Origin of the sequence: uncultured Devosia sp., from assembly GCF_964244875.1 — a bacterium.
GTDB lineage: Bacteria > Pseudomonadota > Alphaproteobacteria > Rhizobiales > Devosiaceae > Devosia.
The window spans coordinates 1-24425 of record NZ_CAXTKA010000018.1; the positions used below are offsets into that span (position 1 = coordinate 1).

A 24425-nucleotide genomic window follows, 5' to 3' on the forward strand; every position below is an offset into this window, starting at 1 on the left:
GAGTCTGGGCCGTGTCTCAGTCCCAGTGTGGCTGATCATCCTCTCAGACCAGCTAAAGATCGTCGCCTTGGTAGGCCATTACCCCACCAACTAGCTAATCTTACGCGGGCTCATCTAATTCCGATAAATCTTTCCCCCTTAGGGCGTATACGGTATTAGCAGAAGTTTCCCTCTGTTGTTCCGTAGAACTAGGTAGATTCCCACGCGTTACTCACCCGTCTGCCACTCCCCTTGCGGGGCGTTCGACTTGCATGTGTTAAGCCTGCCGCCAGCGTTCGTTCTGAGCCAGGATCAAACTCTCAAGTTTGATTTCCGACTTGGTCGCTGTAATGCACGTTTGCATGATTGACGAGAACTCACACCGTCTACGCCGCTGCAAGCAGCGCAAACAATATGTTTTCTCTTAGAAAACGTGCACCCATCGAAGTCTTTTGCCAAATCCTCAGTTGCCCAAGAACCTGACCGCAAGAACCTCGCCGTCCACGTTTCTCTTTCTTCCATCTTCACAATTTCAAAGAGCTGACCTCGCTGCCCTCGCGGGCTAGGACGTCATTGGAAGCGTTGGCCTCCGCATTCTTTCAGGAAACAAAACTTGTCTTCCGGTTGCCCGGCAGATCGTCCGCCCTTTCAGAAAACGCTGAACAGTGGGAGCGAAGTTCGCTCGACGTCGTCAACGTGGCGGGTTGTAGTCGAGACCGTTTGGCCTGTCAACACCCTAATTTCGATTTTCGTTTCTTACCGAATTTCGAAACACTGAACTTACTAATTTCTTAGAGTTTTCAGTGGCTTGCTGCTCGTTCGGGCCGTTGCCGGCGCCGCGGTCTGCAGCGATGAGCCGGGTTATAGGGGCAGCCCTTTTGCCTGTAAACCCCCCAAAACGACAAAACCGTCATTTTTGGACATTCGGCAATCTGGGCTTGTGGAAAACTCGACCGGACCGCCAGTGATTGCGGTGGTTACAGCGCCGTTTTGGCTCATATGGACCTGCTTTCATCGTCTTCAAGGCTTCGACTTCGGCGTTTTGCCATACGCTATCCTGCCCAGGCCCTGCCACGCGTTGTGGCCTAATATCGCCGCATTTCTTGCAGATCACCGCACGGGGCGTATAAGACTCCTGCGGGCATGCGCGCTGGCTATTTCCAACCAGACCGGCACCAGGCCCGCCGCCGGGGAACGATCGTGACAGTTCGAAGGATTGGGCGTTGAACGCAGCGCAACGAAATCGCCATGCAGCGCGCCTCAAGGCTACCGGCTATGAGGACAGTCCGGCCCTGACGGTGCAGTCGACGGACGGCGATATTCCCCATGGCCGCGAGCTGAGCTTTGCCTGGCTCGCCGGCACGGTGATGACCGGCCTGACCTCGGTTCTGTTGATGTTCGCCGCGCTCTATGTTTCGTTCCAGGGCCAGGATACCTTCTCGACGGCCTATGAAGCGTTGCAGCTGGCGCGGCCCAAGGCGGGGCTCCAGGCACCGACCGATTTCGATGCCAAGTCCTCGCGCGTCCGCCCCGTGGCCGCCACCCGCTCCGATCTCGAAGTGATCGAGGCTTCCATTCGCGAGAATGTCGATGGCCGCGACATGATCCGCAACCAGCCCTTCGTGCGCATCCGGGCAACGTTGGCAACCGCCGCCACCTCGCTGTCGGAGGATGCTCCGCCCTATGATCCGGTAGCGATCCTGAGCGCCACCGCGCCCGAAACCGGCGCCGACGCGCTCGAGGTCAATACCGATATCTATGGCGCCGAAGTGGAAGGCGAAGTGGCCGTCCGCCTTGCCGCCATGCCGATGACCTTCGTGCCCGCCCGCGTCATCTCGGACCAGTCCGCCGCGCTGTTCGTGCGCGAGACGGTCGAAAGCGCCTATTCGGATTCGGGCTTTGACTCGCCCACTCTGGCCTATGCGGCGCTGGGCCCCACCATTCGCGATCTAGGCATCGCCACCAATGGCACGACGATCGGCGGCGTTGCCGAAAACGTCACCGTCGTGCCCCAAAGCATGAATGCGACCGAGGCCGGGCTTGGGCGATCCGAGCGCATCCTGACCATTCGCCAACCCACCCCGATCACCGAAATCCTGACCAAGAACGGCTTTACCGCCCCAATGATCACGGCGATCGAGGGCAACCTGCAAAACGTGCTGCCCTCCAAGGACCTGGCCGCCGGCACGCGGTTGCGTATTCTGTTTGGCCCCTCGCGCACCTCGCAAAGCCTGGTTCCCTATCGGCTCAGCGTCTACGTGCACGACAATGCCAGCAATAGCGACCGGCACCAGGCCACCGTGGCGCTGACCGACAATGGGCAATATGTGCTGGGCCTGGAACCCCCGGTGATCCAGTTTCCCGAAGAGGACACCGAGGAAATCAACGTCGCCAACCTGCCCACCATCTACCGCTCGCTCTGGGAAACCGGTCGCAAGCATGATCTGGCCGATGCCACCATCAGGCGCATTATCGGCATGTTCGCCTATGACGTGGACATGAACAAAAGGATCGCCGCCGGCGACAGCATCGAAATTCTCGAAACGCCCGCCGATGCGCAGGGCAAGCAGGAACTGCTCTATGTCGGGCTGACCCTTGGCTCGACCAGCCGCCAGCTTTATCGCTTCGCCAACCCTGACGGCACCGTCGACTATTTCGATCCCGAGGGCGAAACCGGCAAGCGCTTCCTCAATCGCCGTCCGCTCCAGGGCGGGGGGACGCTGCGCTCGCGCTTCGGCTATCGCATCCACCCCATTTTCCACACCCGCAAGCTGCATACCGGCGTCGACCTGGCCGCCCGGTCCGGCACGCCGATCTATGCTGCCGGCGACGGCGTCGTCGAGTTTCACGGCTGGCAGTCGGGCTATGGCAACAAGATCGAGATCAAGCACGTCAACGGCTTCGAAACCGCCTATGCTCATATGAGCCGCTACGAGCCTGGCATCGATGTCGGCACCCGTGTGCGCCAGGGACAATTGATCGGCTATGTCGGCTCCACCGGCTACGCCACCGGCCCGCACCTGCATTTCGAGATGCTGATCAACGGCAATCTGGTCGATCCGCTCAGCGTCAAGCTGCCGCGCGAAAATACCATGCCGCCGCAATACGTGGCCCAGTTCCAGCAGACCATCGCCCAGATCAACGAACTGATGGCCCGCGACCCGGCTCCGGTGAACGTCGCCGCAGTCAACTAGACCGCGGTTCGGACCGGCTGGCGCTCCAGCGTCCACCAGGCGATCGCCGCCGAGATCAGGCTCAACACCGCCGTGATATAGGCAACGCTGGCGAAGGCCGCATCTGTCGCCGCCAGACGCAGGGCCTCGTCGCCGGCGCTCAGCCCCGGCGCCGCCATGCCGAAAAAGATCGGCAGTTCGGCTGCGCTCCCCAGCGATTGCTCGAACACCGATGCGACCACCAACCCCAGCAGGGCCACGGCCATCAGCCCGGCCACCCGCGCCACCGCATTGTTGACGCCCGATGCGACGCCCGTATCGCTGTCATCCACCGCGGTCATCACGGCAGTGGAGAGTGGGGACACCACCATGCCCATGCCCAGCCCGAGCAGCGCCACGCACGGCAACACCGCCAGCCGGACATTGTGCAGCGGCGTCGTCCATCCCAGCAACCCAAAAGCCAGGGCGACCAGCACCGACCCCACCGCGATCAGGGGCGCCGGCCCGAACCGGTCCGCCATCACGCCGCTGAACGAAGACAGGATGGTCAACAGGATTCCCAGCGGCAGCAGCGCCAACGCGACTTCCGCCGGCGAGACGCCCCAGCCGGCGATCAGCGTCATCGGCAAAAAGAACATCGCGCCGCCCAGCGCGAAATAGAGCGCAAAGGTCAGCGCATTGGCGCCTGAAAAAGCCCGGATCGCAAACAACCGCAGCGGCAGCATCGGCGCTTGCGCCCGCGCTTCCCAGACCAGGAACAGCACGGCAACGATGATCCCGCTGCCCGCGTAAAGGCCCATATGGCTCAATGGCGGCGTGCTTTCGCTGCCATCTCCGGTCAACCCATAGGCGATCAGCATCAGTGCCAGACTCGCCAGCACCGCGCCGACCAGATCGAGCCGTCGTCCCGCTTCGGGCACGTCCGCCCGCACCTTGAACCACAGCAATGCCAGTGCCGCTGCGCCCAGTGGCAGGTTGATCGCAAAGATCAGCCGCCAGCTCGCTTGGCCGAACCAGGTCAAAACGAAGCCGCCGATGATCGGTCCGCCGATCGAAGTCAGCGACGAGGCGGCCGCCCAGATGCCGATCGCCCTGCCGCGCACCTCGCGCGGATAGGCCTTGGCGATGATGGCCAGACTGCCCGGCACCATGAACGCCGCGCCTGCCCCCTGCACGGCGCGCGCGATCACCAGCACCAGGGGAGTTGGCGCCAACGCCACCACCATTGAGGCCACGACAAACACCGCGATCCCCAGCCCGAACATGTTGCGCAGTCCGAACCGATCCCCCGCCGCGCCACCGAGCAGGATCAACGAGGACAGGAACAGCAGATAGCCGTTGGAAATCCACTGCGCATCGGCCAGCGTCGCGCCCAGATCGGCCCGGATCGCGGGAATGGCAATGGAAATCACCGAGCCATCGATAAACCCCATGCTCGATGCCAAGATCGCGGCGACAAGCACCGGCCGTCGTTCGGCCGGCGTGCTCGCCAAAGCCGGGGCGCCCGGTGCAGGTGTTACGACATCGCCCACGTCACTGTCCCCGAATCGTTGCTCGATCATCAACCCGCCCCAGCGCCGCCGCCAGCCCTATTCGGTGTCTGGCATGACCGTGCCGCGCAAACCTGATACACGGGAGCGCCCTGCCCATCATGCGGACACGGCATCGTCCCGCGCGACGAACACCGCCAATTCGTTCCCGCCCGGCTCGCGAAAATGAAACCGTCGCCCGCCGGGAAAATCGAACTGCGCCCGCGTGATCACGCCACCTGCGGCGATCACGCGCTGTTCGGCGCCATCCAGGTCGTCCGTGCGCAGAATCGCCATCGTCGCCATGACCTTGCCAGCCGACTGATCGATACCCCCATCGATCCCGGCATCGCTCAGCGCGTCATAGTCCGGGCCATAGCTGACAATGCCCCAGCCGAACGCCGCGTTGAAAAATGCCGACGTTTCCGCCCGGTTGCTCGACGGAAATTCCACATAGTCGATCTTGTCGTTCATCGTCGTTGATCCCCCAAGGTTCTCTATTCGTTCTAATATCGACCAACCGTCAAAGGCAACAAAAAAGGCCGGTCTTTCAACCGGCCTTCTAGGATCATCCGCCTACGCAGCGGCATCCACCATCGCCGGCAGGTCGGGCAACAACACCAGCCCATCCTCGCCCACATCGATCAGCACGGCATCGCCATCGGCGATTCGCCCGCTCAGAATGGCGTCGGCCAGCCCGTCCTGAACATCGCGCTGAATGACGCGCTTGAGCGGGCGCGCCCCATAGGCCGGATCATAGCCCTCATTGGCCAGCCAGTCGCGCGCCCGAGCCGTCAGCCGCAAGGTGATGCCGCGATCTTTGAGCAAAGCGTCGAGCCGCTTGAACTGGATATCGACGATGGCGCCCATATGTTCGCGGCCCAGCCGGTGGAACAGCAGGATTTCGTCGAGCCGGTTGAGAAATTCGGGCCGGAACGCAGCCTTGACCATGTCCAGCACCTTGCCGCGTACCAGTTCGACCGAATCGCCGTCCTTGAGCTCGACCAGGTATTCGGCGCCCAGATTGGACGTCAGGATGATCACGCTATTGCGGAAATCCACCGTCCGCCCCTGCCCGTCCGTCAGCCGCCCGTCATCGAGCACCTGCAGCAGGATGTTGAACACGTCCGGATGCGCCTTTTCTATCTCGTCGAACAGGATCACCTGGTAGGGCCGGCGCCGCACCGCTTCGGTCAAGACCCCGCCCTCATCATACCCGACATAGCCCGGAGGCGCCCCGATCAAGCGCGCCACCGAGTGCTTTTCCATGAACTCGCTCATGTCCAGCCGCACCATCGCCGTCTCGTCGTCGAACAGGAACTGTGCCAGCGACTTGGTCAGCTCGGTCTTGCCCACCCCGGTCGGCCCGAGGAACATGAACGAGCCGATCGGCCGGTTGGGGTCCTGCAAGCCCGCGCGGGCCCGGCGCACGGCTTTCGCCACCGCAGCGACGGCCTCGGCCTGCCCGATCACGCGGGCGCCCAGCGAGCCTTCCATATGCAGCAGCTTTTCGCGCTCGCCTTCCAGCATCCGGTCCACCGGAATGCCGGTCCAGCGCGACACCACTTGCGCGATATGGCTGGGCGTCACCACCTCCTCGGCCATCAGCGGATCGCTGACGCCATCGCCATTGGCGTCCTCGGCCGCCTTGATCTGCTTTTCCAGCCCCGGAATGACGCCATAGGCCAGCTCCCCGGCTTTTGCCAGGTCGCCCGTCCGCTGCGCGATTTCAAGCTGGCTGCGCGCCGCATCCAGCCCTTCCTTGAGCTTTTGCGATCCCTGCAGCCGGTCCTTTTCCGCCAGCCACTTGGCCGACAGGCCCTGCGCCTGCTCTTCGAGGCCACCCAGTTCGCCCTCCAGCCGATCCAGCCGCGTCTTGGAGGCGTCGTCGGTTTCCCGCTTCAGCGCTTCGCGTTCGATCTTGAGCTGCATGATGCGCCGGTCGAGCTCGTCCAGCGCTTCGGGCTTGCTGTCGACCGCCATGCGCAACCGCGCGCCGGCCTCGTCCATCAAGTCGATGGCTTTGTCGGGCAAGAACCGGTCGGTGATATAGCGATTGCTCAACGTCGCCGCGCTCACCAGCGCCGAATCCGAAATGCGGATGCCGTGATGCAGCTCGTACTTTTCCTTGAGGCCGCGCAGGATCGAGATCGTGTCCTCGACGCTGGGTTCGGCAACGAACACCGGCTGGAACCGGCGCGCCAGCGCTGCGTCCTTTTCGACGTGCTTGCGATATTCGTCCAGCGTGGTGGCACCAACGCAGTGCAGTTCGCCCCGCGCCAAGGCGGGCTTGAGCAGGTTGGATGCATCCATCGCCCCTTCGGATTTCCCGGCGCCCACCAGCGTGTGCATCTCATCGATGAACAGGATGACCTGCCCGTCCGATGCGGTCACTTCATTGAGCACGCCCTTGAGTCGCTCCTCGAATTCGCCGCGATATTTCGCGCCGGCGATCAAGGCGCCCATGTCGAGCGATAGCAGCGACTTGTTCTTGAGCGATTCGGGCACGTCGCCATTGACGATGCGGATGGCGAGGCCCTCCGCGATTGCCGTCTTGCCCACGCCCGGCTCCCCGATCAGCACGGGATTGTTCTTGGTGCGGCGGCTGAGCACCTGGATGGTGCGCCGAATTTCTTCGTCCCGCCCGATCACCGGGTCGAGCTTGCCTTCGCGCACGTCGGCGGTCAGGTCGCGCGCATATTTCTTGAGTGCGTCATAGCTGTTTTCAGCCGACGCCGAGTCGGCCGTGCGGCCCTTGCGGATATCCTCGATCGCGCTGTTCAGCGTCGCCGGGGTCACGCCAGCCGAACTCAGGATCTTGCCGGCATCGGTATCGGCCTCGATCGCCAGCGCCAGCAGCAGCCGCTCCACGGCGACGAACGAATCGCCGGCCTTTTGCGCTGCGCTTTCGGCAGTGTCGAAGACGCGTGCCAGTTCGCGGCTGAGATAAAGCTGCGAGCCGTCACCGCTCACGCTGGGCAATTTCGCCAGGGCCGCCTCGACGCCGGCCCGCGCCGCCTTGGCATTGCCGCCGCCGCGTTCGATCAGGCCATTAGCCATGCCCTGCTCGTCGTCAAGCAGCACCTTGAGCAGGTGCAGGGGCGTAAACTGCTGGTGCCCCTTGCCCAGGGCCGCAGTCTGCGCGCTCTGGATAAAGCCGCGCGCCCGCTCGGTATATTTTTCGATATTCATTCAACTCTCCTGGTCTCGCCCGCCCGGCTGCCCCAAAGGCACAACCAGACGGCGGAAGCGTCGTTTGATGAAACGCCCGGCTTTCGGCGCTGCTCCATCACGACCAAGATATAGGCAGAGGATCACAAAGGAAAAGAGGCGCTGCCACGCCCTCGTGGTTCAAGGCTCACGAAGGCTCGCAGCCAACCATGAGGGCTACGCTTGAGGCGGTATTCAGAAGACCTCATGGAGGCGGCAGCGCAGCGACCTCGAACGACGAGGGCGCGGCCCACGCAAAAAAGCCGGACATCGCTGCCCGGCCTTCCACTCTTCAATTCGGACGATCTTACTCGGCAGCTGTCGTGCCACCGGTCAGGAACGCGGGCAACGCGCCCACATCGGGCTGCTCGCCATCGGCATCCACGCCGGCATCGCCACCCGCAGGGCGGCGGCGGCGCGGGCGGCGCTCGCGCACCTTGCGCGGCTCGCCCTCGGCTTCGCCATCGGGGGCTTCGGCCGGCACGGCTTCCGCTACCGGCGCTGCAGCCTGGGCGGCTGCGGCTTCGGCGGCCGCCGCCGCGGCCTGCTCGCGCGCCAACTGCTGGGCCTTGGCGCGCTCCTCCGCCGATGGCCGATCCGGGCGGGGCTGACGCTCCTGCCGATCGCCACGATCCTGGCGTTCCTGGCCATTGTTTTGCGGCTGCTGCTGTGGCTGCTGGTAAGGCTGCTCGCCATCGTCGCCATCGTTCTGCTGGCTATTGGCCGGCTGCGGCGAGGAAAAGCGCGAATTGATCTCGGGCATGTCGTCGTCGAAATCTTCGCCCTCTTCGCGGCTGGCATTGGGCTGCGCCGCCGACACGATGCGGAAATAATGCTCGGCGTGCTGCAGATAATTCTCCGCCATCACCGAATCGCCGCTCGATTGCGCGTCGCGGGCCAATTGCATGTATTTTTCCGCGATATGGGGGGCGTTGCCGCGCACCTTTACGTCGGGGCCGTTGCTCTCGAAGCTGCGCGACAACGGATTGACGTGCTTGCGCCCCCCGTTGCGGCCACGCGAGCGGTTCTTGTTGCTGTTATTCTGGCTGTTGGGTCTCATCTGGTCGCTTTGTCTAACTCGAAAAAAGTTAAGCGTCACACATTTGGCGGACCGGCTGATGCCAGGGTCGGCCAATGGCCAGGCGGAGCGCTTCGCTCCCGCACCTGGCAAATCTGGCTTCATGAAGACCGTGAGCTGTCATGCGGCAATGCCACTTGTTCCGATATCATCAAGCGTGGGGCCGGAACTCCAGGACCGCGCTGAGCCTTGCAGCTTTCGAGATGAACGGGTGACTATCACCGTGGCGCTCATGATGCGCCGTTGACAGCAAGTGTGAAGCTATCTGGTTCGCGTCGCCATTCCAAGCATAAAATGCTCCAGTTCACCGGGCTGTGCGCGTCTTGGTTACGATATGGTGCGCAATCGCCACGCGATCAAGCCCCGCCAGGTCCTGGTGGATGGCGACATCGCCAAATCCGGCCTGGGTGAGCAAGGCCGATACCGCTGCGCCTTGGTCAAAACCGATCTCGACCATGACTTGGCCTCTGGGCTTCAGCCACATGGCCGCCCCCCTGGCGATAGTCCGGTACGGCGCCAGCCCGTCCGGCCCGCCATCCAGTGCCAGGCGGGGGTCGAAATCGCGCACGTCGGAGGCGAGTGTGTCGACCACGACCGAAGCAATATAGGGCGGATTGGAAACGACGAGGTCAAACCTTTCACCACCTCTCCCTTGGGGAGAGGTGGTCAGCGGCTCAAACCACGATCCTTGTAAAAATTCGATCCGTTCCCCCACCCCATGCCGCTGCGCATTCCCCCGCGCCGCCGCCAGCGCCTCGGCGCTCAAATCCGTCGCCACTGCCGTCACCTCCGCCCGGTTCACCAGCACGCTGACCGCAATCGCCCCCGTCCCCGTCCCCAGATCCAGCAACCGGCCACCTGCGGGCAGCGTCCCGATCGCCAGATCCACCAGCATCTCGGTCTCCGGCCGCGGCTCCAGCGTCGCCGCGTTCAAGGCGAACGCCAGGCCGTAAAATTCCCGTTCACCAACGATCCGCGCCACCGATTCTCCGGCCAGCCGCCGCTGTAACAATTCGGCCACGCGCAGCGCACTGGCGTCGTCCACCGCTTCGCCCTCGCGCGTCGCGATCTCGAGGTCGCTCAGCCCCAGCGCAAACGCCGTCAGCCGTTTCGCATCGAGCGCTGCGCTGTCGAATCCAAGCCGTCCCAGCACATCGCGCCACTGCCGCCACAGCGCGCCGATGGTCATCGGGCCGCTCAGTTCGCATTCTCCAGGTCGGCCAATTGCCCGGCTTGGTGCTCGGTGATCAGCGCCTCGATAAGTTCGTCCAAGGCTTCCCCCGTGATGACCTTGTCGAGCTTGTAGAGCGTCAGGTTGATGCGATGATCGGTGACCCGCCCCTGGGGGAAATTGTAGGTCCTGATCCGCTCCGACCGATCGCCCGATCCCACCTGCCCCTTGCGCTCGGCCGAGCGGGCGCTGTCGCGTTCCTCGCGCTGCATTTCATAAAGCCGTGCCCGCAACACCAGCATCGCCTGCGCCCGGTTCTGGTGCTGCGATTTCATCGCCGAGGTGACCACGATTCCCGACGGCATATGGGTGATGCGCACCGCCGAATCGGTGGTATTGACGTGCTGCCCGCCCGCGCCCGAGGCCCGCATCGTATCGATGCGGATATCCTCGTTGCGGATCTCGATGTCGATATCCTCCACTTCGGGCAGGACCGCCACGGTTGCCGCCGAGGTATGGATACGGCCCGAGCCCTCGGTCGCCGGCACCCTCTGCACCCGGTGCACGCCGCTTTCGAACTTCATGCGCGCATAGACGCCCTTGCCCGAGACATTGGCGATGATTTCCTTGAATCCCCCCATTTCCCCGGGGCTCTCCTCCATGATCGTGACCTTCCAGCCGTGGCCCGCAGCATAGCGCTCGTACATGCGAAACAGATCGCCCGCGAAGAGCGCCGCCTCGTCGCCGCCGGTGCCGCCGCGGATTTCGAGGATGATCGACTTCTCGTCCGCCTCATCCTTGGGCAGCAGGAGCACGCGCACGGCCTGATAAAGGCGCTCGATCTTGCCGTCGAGCTCCTCGATCTCGGCCTCTGCCATCTCGGCCATGTCCTTGTCGCCGCTTCTGAGCAGCGCCTCGGCCTCCACGCGATCGCTCAACGCTTTATTATAGGCGCGGATTTCCCCCACGATCGGGGCCAGCTCCGCATGTTCCTTGGAGAACCTGACGAACTCCTCCGGCCCCGCCCCACCCGACAGCGCCGCTTCCACATATTGGAAGCGCGTCTCGAGCGCGTCGAGCTTGTCCTGGGGAAGCTGTGCCATGCGTGTTCTTTCCGGTTTTTACGCTGCGTTTAAGGCGCAAGGGCGCGGAACTCAAGGGCGGTGGCTTCACCTGTCATGTTGCCAAATGCAACAGTCGACACCTCCCCCTCGCAGGGGGAGGATCAAGGTGGGGGTGCTGTCCACGGTGCGAGGGCGCCCAACCCCCACCCAACCTCCCCCTACGAGGGGGAGGGGCCGCATCGTGCATGCGGCGGCAATGAACTAAACTGGCAGCCCTTGCTTCTGAACCCATTCATGCAACAGCGCGCGAATGGAAATCCCGCTCGCCCCATCGCTGAGCGCCGCCGCCACCGATTGCCGGATCGGCACCAAATCCAGGTTCAGCACCAACTCCTTGATCGGCCCGATGGAAGCCGGCCCCATCGACAGCCGCGTCATCCCCACCGCCATCAGCGCCAGTGCATCGACGGGCTTGCCGGCCAGCTCGCCGCACATGGTGATCGGGATGTTGTAACGCCGCGCCGCATCCACGACATGCCGGATCGCCCGCAATCGGGGCAAGGCGATCGGATCGTAGTTCTTGGCTACGCGCGGATTGGCCCGGTCCGACGCCGTCAGGAACTGCACCAGGTCGTTCGACCCTATCGAGACGAAATCCGCTTCGGGCAGCAACTGGTCCAGCTCGAACAGCAGCGAGGGCACTTCCACCATCACCCCCAGTTCGAGCTTGGACGGCACCGGCTTGCCGGCGCGCCGCAGCCGTTCGACTTCCTTGTTGACCACCAGGCGCGTTTGCCGGAACTCGAACGTCTCGGTCACCATCGGCACGAGAATCTTGAGCGGCTGCCCGTTGGCCGCCAGCAACAGCGCCCGGATCTGGGTGCGCAACAGCCCCGGCCGGTCCAGCCCCAGCCGGATCGAGCGATAGCCCATGGCCGGGTTTTCCTCGCTGTCATTGCGCAAATAGGGCAGCACCTTGTCCCCGCCGATATCGAGCAGGCGAAACACGATCGGCCGGTGCTTGGCGATCGCCATCGCCTCGGCGTAAAGGGCCACCTGCTCGCCCAGCCGCGGCAGCTTGCTCGCGATCATGAACTGCAATTCGGTGCGGAACAGCCCTACGCCTGCGGCACCCGTATCCTCGAGCATGGGCAGATCGGCCACCAGCCCGGAATTGTGCAGCAGCGTGATCTCGATTCCGTCCCTGGTCAACGACGGCAAGTCCTTGAGCGCGGCGTAATGCGCCTGCCTTTTGGCGCCCACGCGCACCTTGTCGATATAGGCCTGTTCGATCTCGGGCGTCGGGCGCAGATGCACCACGCCGGCCGGGCCATCGATGATGATGTCATCCCCGCTTTCACACATCGACACGATCGACTGCGCCCGCCCCACCGCCACCATGCCCAGCGACCGCGCGACGATCGCCACATGTGCGGTGGCTCCGCCTTCCTCCAGCACGATGCCCCGCAGCTTGCTGCGGTCATATTCCAGCAGTTCCGCCGGCCCGATATTGCGTGCGACCAGGATCGCATTGTCGGGCAGGTTGCGCCCGATGCCCTCATGGTCCCCGGTCAGCACCCGCAACAGGCGATTGGCCAGATCGTCCAGATCATGCAGCCGGTCGCGAATATAAGGGTCGGTCTGGCGCATCATGCGCGCGCGGGTGTCGTTCTGCACCCGCTCCACTGCCGCTTCCGCCGACAGTCCGTTTTCGATCGCCTCGGACAATCGGTGCACCCAGCCGCGATCATTGGCGAACATGCGGTAGGTCTCGAGGATTTCCCGATGGTCCGAGCTCGGCTGCATATCGCCATGCTCGAGCATGGCGTCGATCGAGACCCGCATCCGCTCCAGTGCGCTGTCCAGCCGCGTCTTTTCCTGGTCGGTATCCTCGGCGATGAAATTGGTCACGATTACGCGCGGGTCGTGCAACACCACGGTGCCCAGCGCGATGCCATCGGTAAAACTGACGCCGGTGAACATGCGCGGCCGCCTCAGGTCGATATCGGACCCCGGCTTGATCAGATTGTCGAAATCCGAGGTCGCGATCATCTCGGCCAGGATTGTGGCCGTAGTCAGCATCGCCTCGACTTCATCCTCGCCATAATGGCGCCGCTCGGCATTCTGCACCACCAGCACGCCCAGCGTCTGGCCGGCGCGCAGCACCGGCACGCCCAGAAACGCGTAATACGGGTCTTCCCCGGTTTCGGGCCGGTACGCGAAGGCGGGATGGCTGGGTGCATCGTCCAGCGACAGCGGCTCGGCTTCGGCCGCGATGATGCCGACCAGCCCCTCGCCCAGCCGCAGCGTCGTCATATGCACGGATTCGGCCTTGAGCCCCTTGGTGGCGAACAGCTCCAGCGCGCCGTCGTCGCGCAGCACATAGAACGAGCAGACATCGGCCCGCATGTTCTCGGCGATCAGCGAAACGATCTTGTCGAGACGCTCCTGGCTCGCCAACGGCTCTGCCATGGTCTCGCGCAATTGCCGCAGCAGCACGCGCGGGCCGACTATCGTGGTGGCCATGTTCCCAACCTGGCGGCCCGCAAGCCGCCCCCCTCGCCCGGGCACGGCTGAAAGGCTTCAGGCGCGCTAGGACTCTTTTTTGTCCAGACCGTAATACGTATGGAGCGCGCGAACCGCAAGCTCGGCATATTGCTCGTCGATCAGCACCGAGGTCTTGATTTCCGAAGTGGTGATCAGCTGGATATTGATCCCCTTGTCGGCCAGGGCCTTGAACATGGAGGACGCGACGCCCGCATGGCTGCGCATGCCCACGCCCACTACCGAAATCTTGGCGCCGCCCTTGGAGCCCGAAATCCGGGCATATTCGATGCGCTCGCCGGCATTCTGCAGCGTCTTGACCGCCTTGTCGTATTCGCTGTCGGGCACGGTAAAGGTGATGTCGGTGGTGGCCCCGTCATCGGCGATGTTCTGCACGATCATGTCCACGATAATGCCTTCGTCCGCCAGCGCACCGAAGATCGCCGCCGCCACGCCGGGCTTGTCCTTGACGTCGCGCAGCGTGATCTTGGCTTCCGCCTTGGCGAGCGTTACGCCTGAAACGATCTGCTTTTCCATGATTTCATCCTCATCGCACACCAGCGTTCCAGGCACTCCGGGCGTTCCGTCCGGCGCCAGCTGCGGCGCGTCCGGATCATCGAACGTGGAGCGCACCAGGAGCCGCACTTTGTGCGCCATCGCCATCTCGACCGAGCGGATCATCAAGACCTTGGCGCCCAGCGAAGCCATCTCCAGCATTTCCTCGAACGAAATCTTGGACAGCCGCTGCGCCTTGGGCACAATGCGCGGGTCGGTGGTGTAAACGCCGTCCACATCGGTATAGATGTCGCAGCGATCCGCCTTGACCGCCGCTGCCACCGCCACCGCCGAAGTGTCCGAGCCGCCGCGCCCCAGCGTCGTGATCCGGTTGTGCGGCGACACGCCCTGGAACCCGGTGATTACCGGCACCCAGCCATCCTTCATGCGCTGGTCCAGTTCGGTGCCGTCGATCTCCACGATCCGCGCCGCGCCATGCGCATCGTCGGTATGGATGGGCACCTGCCAGCCGGCGAACGAGCGCGACTGGATACCGATTTCGGAGAGGACGATCGCCATCAGCCCGGCGGTCACCTGTTCGCCCGAGGCGACCACGGCGTCATATTCGCGCGCGTCGTGCAAGGCGCTGGCCTCGTTGACCCAACCCACCAGCTCATTGGTCTTGCCACTCATGGCCGAGACGACCACGCAGACCTCGTGGCCCGCATCGACCTCGCGCTTGACATGCCGCGCCGCCTGCCGGATGCGCTCGACGCTGGCCACGGAGGTGCCACCGAACTTGACGACGATACGGGCCAACTGCTTCCCCGACACTCCACCGAACCCGGCGGTACGCTTCTTGTTGGCGCGGACATGCCACAAAGGGCGCAGGGGATCAATGGGGATGGGGCTGTGAGAACGAGGCGGGGTGACAGGCGCACGTCGGTATTGGGGTGGAAAGGAGACAGGCGGCTTCTGGGCTCGGCTCGTCGCAAAGCAGAATTGGTAGTTTTGCTCAGTCCATTAAGCTTTGAAGGTATTGGTCTACGTGTTGCGTCCAAAGAGCAGGCTTGAACATCAATGCGTGACCCATGGGCGCCGCGACGAAGTTTCCTTCACCACCTGCGGACCTGAATTGATCGAAGTTAGCTCTGCAGTGCGATATTCGATAATATTGATCGTAACTGCCATGCAGCCAAAGGGTTTTCACCCCCGCCGGCGCGCCCCGTTCGAAAAGCAGCGGATTGACGATTTCATGGTTTGGACACCCCCTCCCGAGCCATCCGCCGTTGAAGTTGATGGAGCCGCGAAACGTATTTGGCCTCATCCCGGCATACGCGATAGCCAAGATACCCCCGCGTGAAACGCCCCCAATGACAAGCCTTTCCTTGTCCACATCAGTTCGGCCGTGCAGATGGTCGACGACGGCATCGACGTCCTCAACTGCTCGCTCGAAGCCTGCAATCGCGATTTCAACGTCACAGGAATAGCCGGAACCGTCTGCATCAAGCCTTTCCCCATATACACCGCCGGATTTCCCTCTACCCCTTCGTTGCGGGAACAGTGCCATCCAGCCGCATTCGACAAAGTAGTTTGCCATGACCGCAGGAGCCACCGTTCTGGTGTAGAGCGATTTGTTCCGGCCATTCCCAGTGGAGCCATGATGGAACACAATGGTTGGATGCGGACCTTCTCCGCTGGGCTTCGCGGTGACGATCTCCAGAGCAACGCCAGGCTCACTTGAAGGTATGAAGGACTTTTGGAGTTTCATTCCGCCGGCCTCGATGTCTGCTTACGTCGCAGATATCACTTCGACTAATCGACCGAAATGGGGTCGCAAACGGACGCTTTTTGGCAGCCTGACTGCATATGCGACGGGACTACAAGCTGTCCCAATCTCGGTCCACCCCAAAAACTTATCCCCGCACCTTGCTCCCCGATTATCATACCCCCATTCCCGCCGTTCACGCGGCACCGACGAAGTGCCGGGCGGGGAGCTGGTTGCATGGGGTCGCCCAGGCACGAGCGTGACGCTGACAACCGGCCGGACGTAATCGTCCAACCCGAAAGGGCGGCCGCTCCATGCGTGCGCGGGAAAGCCAGATCGTGTGAAGCGGCTTTCGCCTCTTCAATATACCAAATCGGGGGCGCAAGCCCTCGGGGCGAAAGCCGCTTCCCACCGTGTCCCCGCGACGCCGCAAGGCCGGGCGGCGCTTCGGCGTGTTCTCGAACAGGACTCCCGGTAAATTTAGGACCGTCGAATGGGAATTGTGACGGATGCTTGCGCCCTGTTCATTGCCTTGCTTCCGCCCTGCACGGCAGGTCATATGGCTTCAAACGGAGCCGCTCCATGACCGCCACCACCATCAACGACGCCGAGATTGCCAAGTTCACCGCCATGGCCGAGCAATGGTGGGACCCCAAGGGCAAGTTCAAGCCGATCCACAAGTTCAATCCCGTCCGGCTGGCCTATATCCGCGAGCATGCATTGGCCCATTTCGGTCGCGACGGCAGCGTCATGCGCCCGCTCCAGGACCTGCGCCTTCTCGATGTCGGCTGCGGCGGTGGCCTGCTATGCGAGCCGCTGGCACGCCTCGGCGCCACGGTCACCGGCATCGACGCGGCCGAACGCAACATCACCATTGCGCGCCTCCATGCCGAGCAATCCGGCCTGACGATCGATTACCAGGTCACCACCAGCGAAGCCCTGGCCGCCCAGGGCCAGACCTACGACCTCGTGCTCAACATGGAAGTGGTCGAGCATGTCGACAATGTCCCGCTCTATATGAAAAGCTGCGCCGATTTGGTCGCCCCCGGCGGGCTGATGCTCACCGCCACCCTCAACCGGACCGCCCGGGCCCTGGCCTTTGCCGTCATCGGCGCCGAATATGTCCTGGGCTGGCTGCCCAAGGGCACCCATGACTGGAAAAAGTTCATCACCCCCGACGAATTGCGAGCGCTGATCACCCGCAACGGCCTTCAGGTCACCGACCAGACCGGCCTGGTCTACCACCCCCTGGGCGACGACTGGCGCAAGTCGCGTGACATGGCGATCAATTACATGATCATGGCGCAGCGGCCCGCCGCCGGTTAGAACGACACTGTTGGCCTTGGAGTTTTTTATGCGCCTTTTCCGCTTGCCGCTGGCTCTCGCCGCACTCCTCGCCCTGGCCTGCCCGGCCGCCGCCCAGATGTCGCCCGAGGCGATGACCGATCGGATCGAGCAGGTGATCGGCTTTTCCGCCGAATTCGGCACCGCCTTCGACGAGATCACCGCCGCCATGCGCGATGGCGATATCGACACCGTCGCCGCCTATGGCGCCTATCCCTTCGAGGTTGCGGCCAATGGCGAGCTCTACGATATGTTCGAGGCCAACGACCTCGCCGATAATTGGGATGCCCTGCTGCTGCCGCAAACCATCGCGGCCATCGGCGCGCAGGATTATGGCGATCTCATCGTTTCCAGCGACGGCATCGGCTTTGCCGCCGGCGCCATGTGGATGAATTTCGTCTGTGCCGACGACACCTGCGACAGTGGTGATTGGCTGATTACGCGGATCAACAACTAACGCACTCAATAGCACACACCAGCCTGGCGTTCGTACGCCGGTTACCAATGGCCCCTCATTATCTAAGTATTTACCACATTACCGCAAAAGTTCGGCAATCAAGCTGCTGTTTTGTTTGGTTTTTTGCCCATGCTTGCGCGCGCCGCCTGTCACGATAGCTTTGATCTGCGCGCCCTGGTGCCGGCGCTGGCCTTCGCCGTTCTGAGCGCGGGCCTGGCATTGGCGACCACGATGGCGGCGCCCCAGACCGGCGAGATGGCGGTGGTTTTTCCCCCGTTCACCGATGAGCGCACCGCCTGGGCGCTGGTGAGCCAGGCCGGGGGCCTGGTCGTTGCACCCACCAGGGTGCCCAATGTCGTGGTCGCCTATGCGCCCGACCCGCAATTTCAAAGCCGCATCGCCCGTCTCGGCGCCCTGTTTTTCATTGCAGCGCGTGGCCTGTGCGCCAATCTGCCCCAGCCTCTGGAACCGTCATGACCCTCGACCAAAGCCGTTCCCGCGCCACCTATGCCATCGGCGTCTTTGCCGCCATCCTGACCCTGGCCGCCATCGGCACCGAATACCTGCTGCGCGGCGCCTTCGGCACCGCCAGCCTGATCTCGCTGGCCGGCATGGCCGCGCTTCTGGTCACCTTTGCGCTGGCCCGCGGCGGGGCCACCTTCCGCTACCTGGCGGTTTCGGTGCTGATGGCCCAGGTCATGGCCATCCTGATCGCCAGCGAAGGCTATCCCTGGCAATCCGATATCAACATGGCCTTTTTCGCCGCGCTGGCGCTCTGCGCCCTGCTCTACGACGCGCGTGCCATCATCCTTGGCGCGGTGCTGATCGCCATTCACCACATCATCGTGGGCATGGCTTTCAGCGATCTGGTGTTCTTTGGCGGCGGCGGCATGGGCCGGGTGGCGCTGCATATCGGCATCATTGCGGTTGAAACCGTGGCGCTGGCGGCCATGACCCTCAATACCCTGCACATGTTTGCCCTGTCCGACCAGAAATCCAGCCAGGCCCAGGCCAGCGCCAACGAGGCCCGCGTCCTCGCCGACCAGGTCAGCCAGGCGACTGCCACCCACCGCCAAGAGCGCGCCGGCACACTGGATCAATTGCGCAGCTCGTTTGAAAACGTCGTCATCGCCGCGGCGGCGGGCGATTTCTCCCACCGCATCGATCTGCAATCCACCGACGACGAACTCGAATCCCTGGCGCGTTCGGTCAATGCCCTGGTTGCAACCGTGGAAAGCGGCCTTGCCGAAACCGGCAAGGTGTTGGCCGCCCTGGCCCATACCGATCTGACCCAGACCATGACCGGCAGCTATCAGGGCGCCTTCGGCAAGCTCCAGGCCGATACCAATGCGGTGGCCGCCAAGCTGGTCGAAATCGTCGGCGAATTGCGCGACACCTCGGGTGGCCTCAAGAGTGCAACCGGCGAGATCGCCTCGGGCGCCAACGACCTGCGCGAGCGCACCAGCCGCCAAGCCGTCGCTATCCAGGAAACCAGCACGGCCATGGACAAGCTTGCCGCCACGGTGGTCCAGAACGCCGAACGGGCACGCAGCGCCAGCGATGTCGCCGCCGGCGTCACCCGGACCGCCGAGGAAGGTGGCGCCGTCATGCACCGGGCAACCGAAGCGATGGAGCGCATCACCCAGTCCTCGGGCAAGATTTCCAACATCATCGGGCTGATCGATGATATCGCCTTCCAGACCAACCTCCTGGCGCTTAATGCGTCGGTCGAGGCCGCCCGCGCCGGCGACGCCGGCAAAGGCTTTGCCGTGGTGGCCGTGGAAGTGCGGCGCCTAGCCCAATCGGCCGCCAGCGCCTCCGCCGACGTCAAGGCGCTGATCGAGCAATCGGCCAACGAGGTCCAGGGCGGCTCCAGGCTGGTCGGCGACGCCGCCGCGCGGCTTGAATCCATGCTCGGCGCTGCCCGGTCCTCCAACGACATGATGAACAACATTGCCCGTGAAAGCGGCGACCAGGCCGCTTCGATCGATGCCATCAATTCGGCAGTCCAGGCCATGGACGAAATGACCCGCCACAACGCCGCCCTGGTCGAAGAGATCAATGCCGCGGTCGAACAAAGCGAAACCCGCGCCCGGGACCTCGACCGCGTCGTCGACATCTTCGCGGTTCCATCCGCCAGCCATCGCCAGGCCCCACTCCGCGCGGTTCGCGCTGCCCCTCCGCACCCGCAGACCGCGGCCCGCGCCTATCTCAGCAATGGCAACGCCGCGCTCGACAAGGACTGGAACGAATTCTGAGCCCTTGCGGCGGCCCGGACGGTCAGGACTTCAGGTGTCCGCTTTGATCGCATAACACAGGCTCTGTCCGCCTGCGCAGGGGGAACCAACATCGGGCCGCCGCGTCACTCCTGACGCTGGCGGCCTGAAAACTGTCCGCCCCACCGGACAGGAGTTCCCCATGATCAAGGCCATCGGCTACGCCGCCAAGCATTCCTTCAGCCGTCTCAAGCCGTTCGAGTTCGAACGCGCGGACGCCGCCGCTGACGAAGTCGAGATCGAGGTGCTGTTCTGCGGCGTCTGCCATTCCGATATCCATCAGGTCAAGAACGAGTGGTCCAACACGGTGTACCCTTGCGTGCCGGGCCACGAGGTCGTCGGTCGGGTGACCCGGATCGGGGCTTCGGTCACCAGCCACGCGATCGGCGATCTGGTCGGCGTCGGTTGCATGATCGACAGTTGCCGCCACTGCAGTCCCTGCCAGACCGGCAAGGAAAACTACTGCGAAGGCCCCAATAGCTGGCTGGCGACCTATAACGGCCCCATGGTGCCCGCCGCCAAGGCGCCCGACGGCCACAACCATTACGGGCGCGACAACACCTTTGGCGGTTTCTCCAGCGTGCTAGTGGTCAAGCAGGACTTCGTGCTGCGCATTCCCGATGGCCTGAGCCCGGAAGCCGCCGCACCGATCCTCTGCGCTGGCGTCACCACTTATTCTCCGCTCAAGCATTGGGGCGTTACATCCGGCGACAAGGTCGGCGTCATCGGCATGGGCGGGCTTGGCCACATGGCCGTCAAGCTGGCCCTTGCCATGGGCGCCGAGGTGACCGTCTTCACCTCCACCAAGGAAAAACTGCAGGAAGCCCTCGAACTCGGCGCCACCGGGGTCATCGAAACTGACGCCAATGCGCTCAAACCCCTCCAGAACAGCTTTGATTTCATCCTCTCCACCATCCCGCAAAAGCACGACCTCAACCCGTTCATACCCCTGCTCAAGCGCGACCGGACCCTATGCGTGGTCGGGGCGCTCGAACCCATGGCCGGGCTCGACAACCAGCAGCTGGCCTTTCACCGCAAGAGCGTCGCCGGCTCGTTGATCGGCAGCATTGCCGACACTCAGGAAGTGCTCGATTTCTGCGCCGCCCATACGATTGCGCCCGATATCGAGGTTATCCGCATCCAGGACATCAACGACGCCTTCCGCAAGGTCGAAAACGCCGAAGTGCGCTTCCGCTACGTCATCGACATGTCGAGCCTCAAGCTGGAGGAAGCGGCCTGATGCAAGCCTCGGCAGGGCATCACGCCGGCACCGGCCGGGCCGCGATCCGCGCCCGTACCTGCGGCGTCGCCAGGCAATTTGCAACGCTCTCATAGCCCACCGCCCCGTGATAGGGCAGCACGCGCCGGGGCACGCTGTGATTGGCTGGGCAAAGGATCACCCCCTCATTGGGACCGATCATAGCCAAGTCCAGGATTGCGGACGAGCGCGTCAACAGGAACAGCGTTTTGCCCATTGCGCCCAGGCGCAGATAGGCGGCCAGCGCTGTCTGCGTTTCCTGGTCGAGCCCCTCTTCCACCATGTCCACCACCACCACTTCGCCCTTGGCGCCGATGATGCCGGCCAGCAGCGCCGTAAGCGCCCCGCTGGGTTTGGCGCCCTCCTCCAGCAACCAGCCGACAACCCGATCGACACTGGCCTTGAGAGCCGGATCCCTCGCCAGCATCGCCCGCGCTGCCGCCCCGCCAGCTTCCAGTCGGTCCAATCCCAGGAAACTTCCACCCGGCATGATCTGCGCCAGCGTTTGCGCCAACCGCGTCTTGCCGCTCCCCAGCGAACCGATGATGTAGTTGACGGTCCGGATATCGCGCAGTTCGAACCGCTCGCCACCCCAGGGCCAAGGCAGATCAAACGCGATCTCCGGCTGCACCACATCGGTTATGCTCGAGGCCTTGCCTTGGGCCAGGTCGTTGCGCAGGCCACGCACCCGATCGACAATTGCCGCCAACTGCCCCAGCCGGTCCTCCAGGCTTGCCTGGTGCGCCCGCAACATCATCGCCAGCCCGCCATCATCCCCGCGCGGCAACCGCTCAACCTGCGACAGGGTCAGCCCCAGTGCCCGCAGCGCCACGATCTCGCCGATGCGCGCCATCTCGCCCGGACCATAGACCCGCCATCCGGCCTCCGAGCGCATCGGCAAGACCAGCCCGCGCTGCTCGTAAAGCCGCAACGCTTTGACCGATACCCCACACTGCCGCGCCGCCGCCGACGCACTGAGATAAACTGCGGAACCACCCACGAATCACCTCCTCAATTCCAACAGCTTCCGTTATCGCCCCATCCCCAAGGTCCGGGTCAAGCGGCCCCGTTTGCGCCACTCTCGTGCACTTTCCGTTCCAGTCCTCGCCATCCCATCCGTACCGTACGGTACGGTACACCTTTTCCTTGCTCCATGTCCGCAATGGGTCTAAACCTGTTATCCAACATCGACCGCTCAACGCGGCCTTCAGTTTGAGGACGGACCATGCCAGCCTATCGCTCCCGCACCACCACCCATGGCCGCAACATGGCCGGCGCCCGCGGCCTCTGGCGCGCCACGGGCATGAAGGACGCCGATTTCGGCAAACCGATCATCGCCGTGGTCAATAGCTTCACCCAGTTCGTACCCGGCCATGTCCACCTCAAGGACCTGGGCCAATTGGTCGCCCGCGAGATCGAGGCGGCCGGCGGCGTCGCCAAGGAATTCAACACCATCGCCGTCGATGACGGCATCGCCATGGGCCATGACGGCATGCTCTATTCGCTGCCCTCGCGCGACCTGATCGCCGATAGCGTTGAATACATGGTCAACGCCCATTGCGCCGATGCCATGGTGTGCATTTCCAATTGCGACAAGATCACTCCCGGCATGCTGATGGCCGCCATGCGCCTCAACATCCCCGTGGTTTTCGTTTCCGGCGGGCCGATGGAAGCTGGCAAGGCCATGATCAAGGGCAAGCTGCAGGCGCTTGATCTCGTCGATGCCATGGTGATGGCCGCCGACGACAAATATACCGACGCCGAGATCGCCACCGTCGAGGAAGCCGCGTGCCCCACCTGCGGCTCCTGCTCGGGCATGTTCACCGCCAATTCCATGAACTGCCTGACCGAGGCGCTGGGCCTGTCGCTGCCCGGTAACGGCTCGACCCTGGCTACCCATTCCGATCGCCAGCGCCTGTTCCAGGAAGCCGGCCATCTGATCGTCGATCTGGCGCGCCGCTGGTACGAGCAGGACGACGCCACGGCCCTGCCGCGCACCATCGCCACCAAGGCCGCCTTCGAAAACGCCATGGCGCTCGACATCGCCATGGGCGGCTCGACCAATACCGTGTTGCACATCCTGGCCGCCGCCCATGAGGGCAAGGTCGATTTCACCATGGACGACATCGACAAGCTCAGTCGCAAGGTGCCGGTCTTGTGCAAGGTCGCGCCGGCCAAATCCGACGTGCATATGGAAGACGTGCACCGCGCCGGCGGCATCTTCTCCATCCTGGGCCAGCTTGACCGCGCCAACCTGATCAACCGCACCGAACCCACCATCCACGCCCCCACCATGGGCGATGCGCTCGACAAATGGGATATCAGCCGTACCAATTCGGAAAGCGTGCGCAATTTCTTTCTGGCCGCCCCCGGCGGCGTGCGCACCACCCAGGCTTTTTCGCAATCCAACCGCTGGACCGAACTCGACCTCGACCGCAAGGACGGCGCCATCCGCTCGGCCGAACACGCCTTCTCCAGGGATGGCGGGCTCGCCGTCCTCTCGGGCAATATCGCCATCGACGGCTGCATCGTCAAAACCGCCGGCGTCGATGAGTCGATCCTCAAGTTCACCGGCCCGGCCCGCGTCTTTGAATCCCAGGACGCCATCGTCAAGGCGCTGCTGTCCAACGAGATCAAGGCCGGCGACGTCATCGTCATCCGCTACGAAGGCCCGCGCGGCGGTCCCGGCATGCAGGAAATGCTTTATCCCACCAGCTATCTCAAATCCAAGGGCCTGGGCAAAGCCTGCGCCCTGATCACCGACGGCCGCTTTTCGGGCGGCACGTCGGGCCTGTCCATCGGCCACGTCTCGCCTGAAGCCGCCGAAGGCGGCACCATCGGCCTCGTGCGCGAAGGCGACATCATCGATATCGACATCCCCAACCGCTCGGTGACCCTCCGCGTCTCCGACGACGAACTGATCCAGCGCCGCCACGACCAGGACAAGCTCGGCTGGAAACCCGTCCATCCTCGCAAACGCAACGTGACCCAGTCGCTCAAGGCCTATGCGGCCTTCGCGACAAGTGCGGCGCGCGGTGCGGTGCGGGATCTGGGGGAGTTCGAGGATTTGTTTTAGCGT

Annotated in this window: 17 protein-coding genes and 1 rRNA gene; 7 read left to right on the plus strand and 11 right to left on the minus strand. The window is 63.6% G+C overall.

Annotated features, from left to right (window positions below):
- Positions 1-307, minus strand: a 16S ribosomal RNA gene (locus ACFE8X_RS16555); the annotation flags it as partial.
- 895 nt (positions 308-1202) lie between these two features.
- Here ACFE8X_RS16555 and ACFE8X_RS16560 point away from each other — a divergent pair.
- Positions 1203-3173, plus strand: coding sequence for a M23 family metallopeptidase (locus tag ACFE8X_RS16560; RefSeq protein ID WP_375452601.1), 1971 nt, complete (start codon positions 1203-1205; stop codon positions 3171-3173).
- Here the strand turns inward: ACFE8X_RS16560 and ACFE8X_RS16565 are convergent.
- The 9 genes from ACFE8X_RS16565 to ACFE8X_RS16605 all read right to left on the minus strand — a co-directional run bounded on the left by ACFE8X_RS16565 (position 3170) and on the right by ACFE8X_RS16605 (position 16014).
- A complete protein-coding gene (locus tag ACFE8X_RS16565) occupies positions 3170-4714 on the minus strand; it encodes an MFS transporter (protein WP_375452602.1) in 1545 nt (514 codons plus the stop codon). The two genes, ACFE8X_RS16560 and ACFE8X_RS16565, sit on opposite strands and share 4 nt — an antisense overlap.
- Before the next feature lie 87 nt (positions 4715-4801).
- Positions 4802-5155, minus strand: a complete 354-nt coding sequence (locus ACFE8X_RS16570) for a VOC family protein (protein ID WP_375452603.1) — start codon at positions 5153-5155, stop codon at positions 4802-4804.
- 102 nt (positions 5156-5257) lie between these two features.
- Positions 5258-7873: an ATP-dependent chaperone ClpB gene (clpB, locus tag ACFE8X_RS16575; protein WP_375452604.1), complete on the minus strand. Its 2616-nt coding sequence runs from the start codon at positions 7871-7873 to the stop codon at positions 5258-5260.
- A gap of 325 nt (positions 7874-8198) precedes the next feature.
- Complete coding sequence (locus ACFE8X_RS16580) at positions 8199-8951, minus strand: DUF4167 domain-containing protein (RefSeq protein ID WP_375452605.1); 753 nt, start codon at positions 8949-8951, stop codon at positions 8199-8201.
- Positions 8952-9273: 322 nt separating this feature from the next.
- Positions 9274-10158 carry a peptide chain release factor N(5)-glutamine methyltransferase gene (gene prmC, locus ACFE8X_RS16585; RefSeq protein ID WP_375452606.1) on the minus strand — a complete coding sequence of 295 codons (885 nt, stop codon included), beginning with the start codon at positions 10156-10158 and terminating at the stop codon, positions 9274-9276.
- A gap of 8 nt (positions 10159-10166) precedes the next feature.
- Entirely contained in the window at positions 10167-11243 is a 1077-nt protein-coding gene (prfA, locus tag ACFE8X_RS16590) for a peptide chain release factor 1 (protein ID WP_375452607.1), read from the minus strand.
- 222 nt (positions 11244-11465) lie between these two features.
- Positions 11466-13730, minus strand: coding sequence for a phosphoenolpyruvate--protein phosphotransferase (ptsP, locus tag ACFE8X_RS16595; RefSeq protein ID WP_375452608.1), 2265 nt, complete (start codon positions 13728-13730; stop codon positions 11466-11468).
- A 66-nt stretch (positions 13731-13796) separates the two neighbouring features.
- Entirely contained in the window at positions 13797-15062 is a 1266-nt protein-coding gene (locus ACFE8X_RS16600; protein ID WP_375452609.1) for an aspartate kinase, read from the minus strand.
- A 196-nt stretch (positions 15063-15258) separates the two neighbouring features.
- Positions 15259-16014: an alpha/beta hydrolase family protein gene (locus tag ACFE8X_RS16605; protein WP_375452610.1), complete on the minus strand. Its 756-nt coding sequence runs from the start codon at positions 16012-16014 to the stop codon at positions 15259-15261.
- Between the two features lie 579 nt (positions 16015-16593).
- On the opposite strand from ACFE8X_RS16605, the gene ubiG reads away from it, so the two are divergent.
- The 5 genes from ubiG to ACFE8X_RS16630 all read left to right on the plus strand — a co-directional run bounded on the left by ubiG (position 16594) and on the right by ACFE8X_RS16630 (position 21328).
- Entirely contained in the window at positions 16594-17337 is a 744-nt protein-coding gene (gene ubiG, locus ACFE8X_RS16610; protein WP_375452611.1) for a bifunctional 2-polyprenyl-6-hydroxyphenol methylase/3-demethylubiquinol 3-O-methyltransferase UbiG, read from the plus strand.
- Between the two features lie 28 nt (positions 17338-17365).
- Positions 17366-17812 carry a hypothetical protein gene (locus tag ACFE8X_RS16615; protein WP_375452612.1) on the plus strand — a complete coding sequence of 149 codons (447 nt, stop codon included), beginning with the start codon at positions 17366-17368 and terminating at the stop codon, positions 17810-17812.
- Positions 17813-17941: 129 nt separating this feature from the next.
- Positions 17942-18289 carry a hypothetical protein gene (locus ACFE8X_RS16620; protein ID WP_375452613.1) on the plus strand — a complete coding sequence of 116 codons (348 nt, stop codon included), beginning with the start codon at positions 17942-17944 and terminating at the stop codon, positions 18287-18289.
- Positions 18286-20070: a methyl-accepting chemotaxis protein gene (locus tag ACFE8X_RS16625; RefSeq protein WP_375452614.1), complete on the plus strand. Its 1785-nt coding sequence runs from the start codon at positions 18286-18288 to the stop codon at positions 20068-20070. The genes ACFE8X_RS16620 and ACFE8X_RS16625 overlap by 4 nt, the downstream gene beginning before the upstream one ends.
- A 160-nt stretch (positions 20071-20230) precedes the next feature.
- Complete coding sequence (locus ACFE8X_RS16630) at positions 20231-21328, plus strand: NAD(P)-dependent alcohol dehydrogenase (RefSeq protein WP_375452615.1); 1098 nt, start codon at positions 20231-20233, stop codon at positions 21326-21328.
- A gap of 19 nt (positions 21329-21347) precedes the next feature.
- On the opposite strand, the gene ACFE8X_RS16635 is transcribed toward ACFE8X_RS16630, so the two are convergent.
- Entirely contained in the window at positions 21348-22346 is a 999-nt protein-coding gene (locus ACFE8X_RS16635; RefSeq protein ID WP_375452616.1) for a MerR family transcriptional regulator, read from the minus strand.
- A 225-nt stretch (positions 22347-22571) separates the two neighbouring features.
- Here ACFE8X_RS16635 and ilvD point away from each other — a divergent pair, with 225 nt between their 5' ends.
- A complete protein-coding gene (ilvD, locus tag ACFE8X_RS16640; protein ID WP_375452617.1) occupies positions 22572-24422 on the plus strand; it encodes a dihydroxy-acid dehydratase in 1851 nt (616 codons plus the stop codon).
- Positions 24423-24425: the final 3 nt, after the last annotated feature.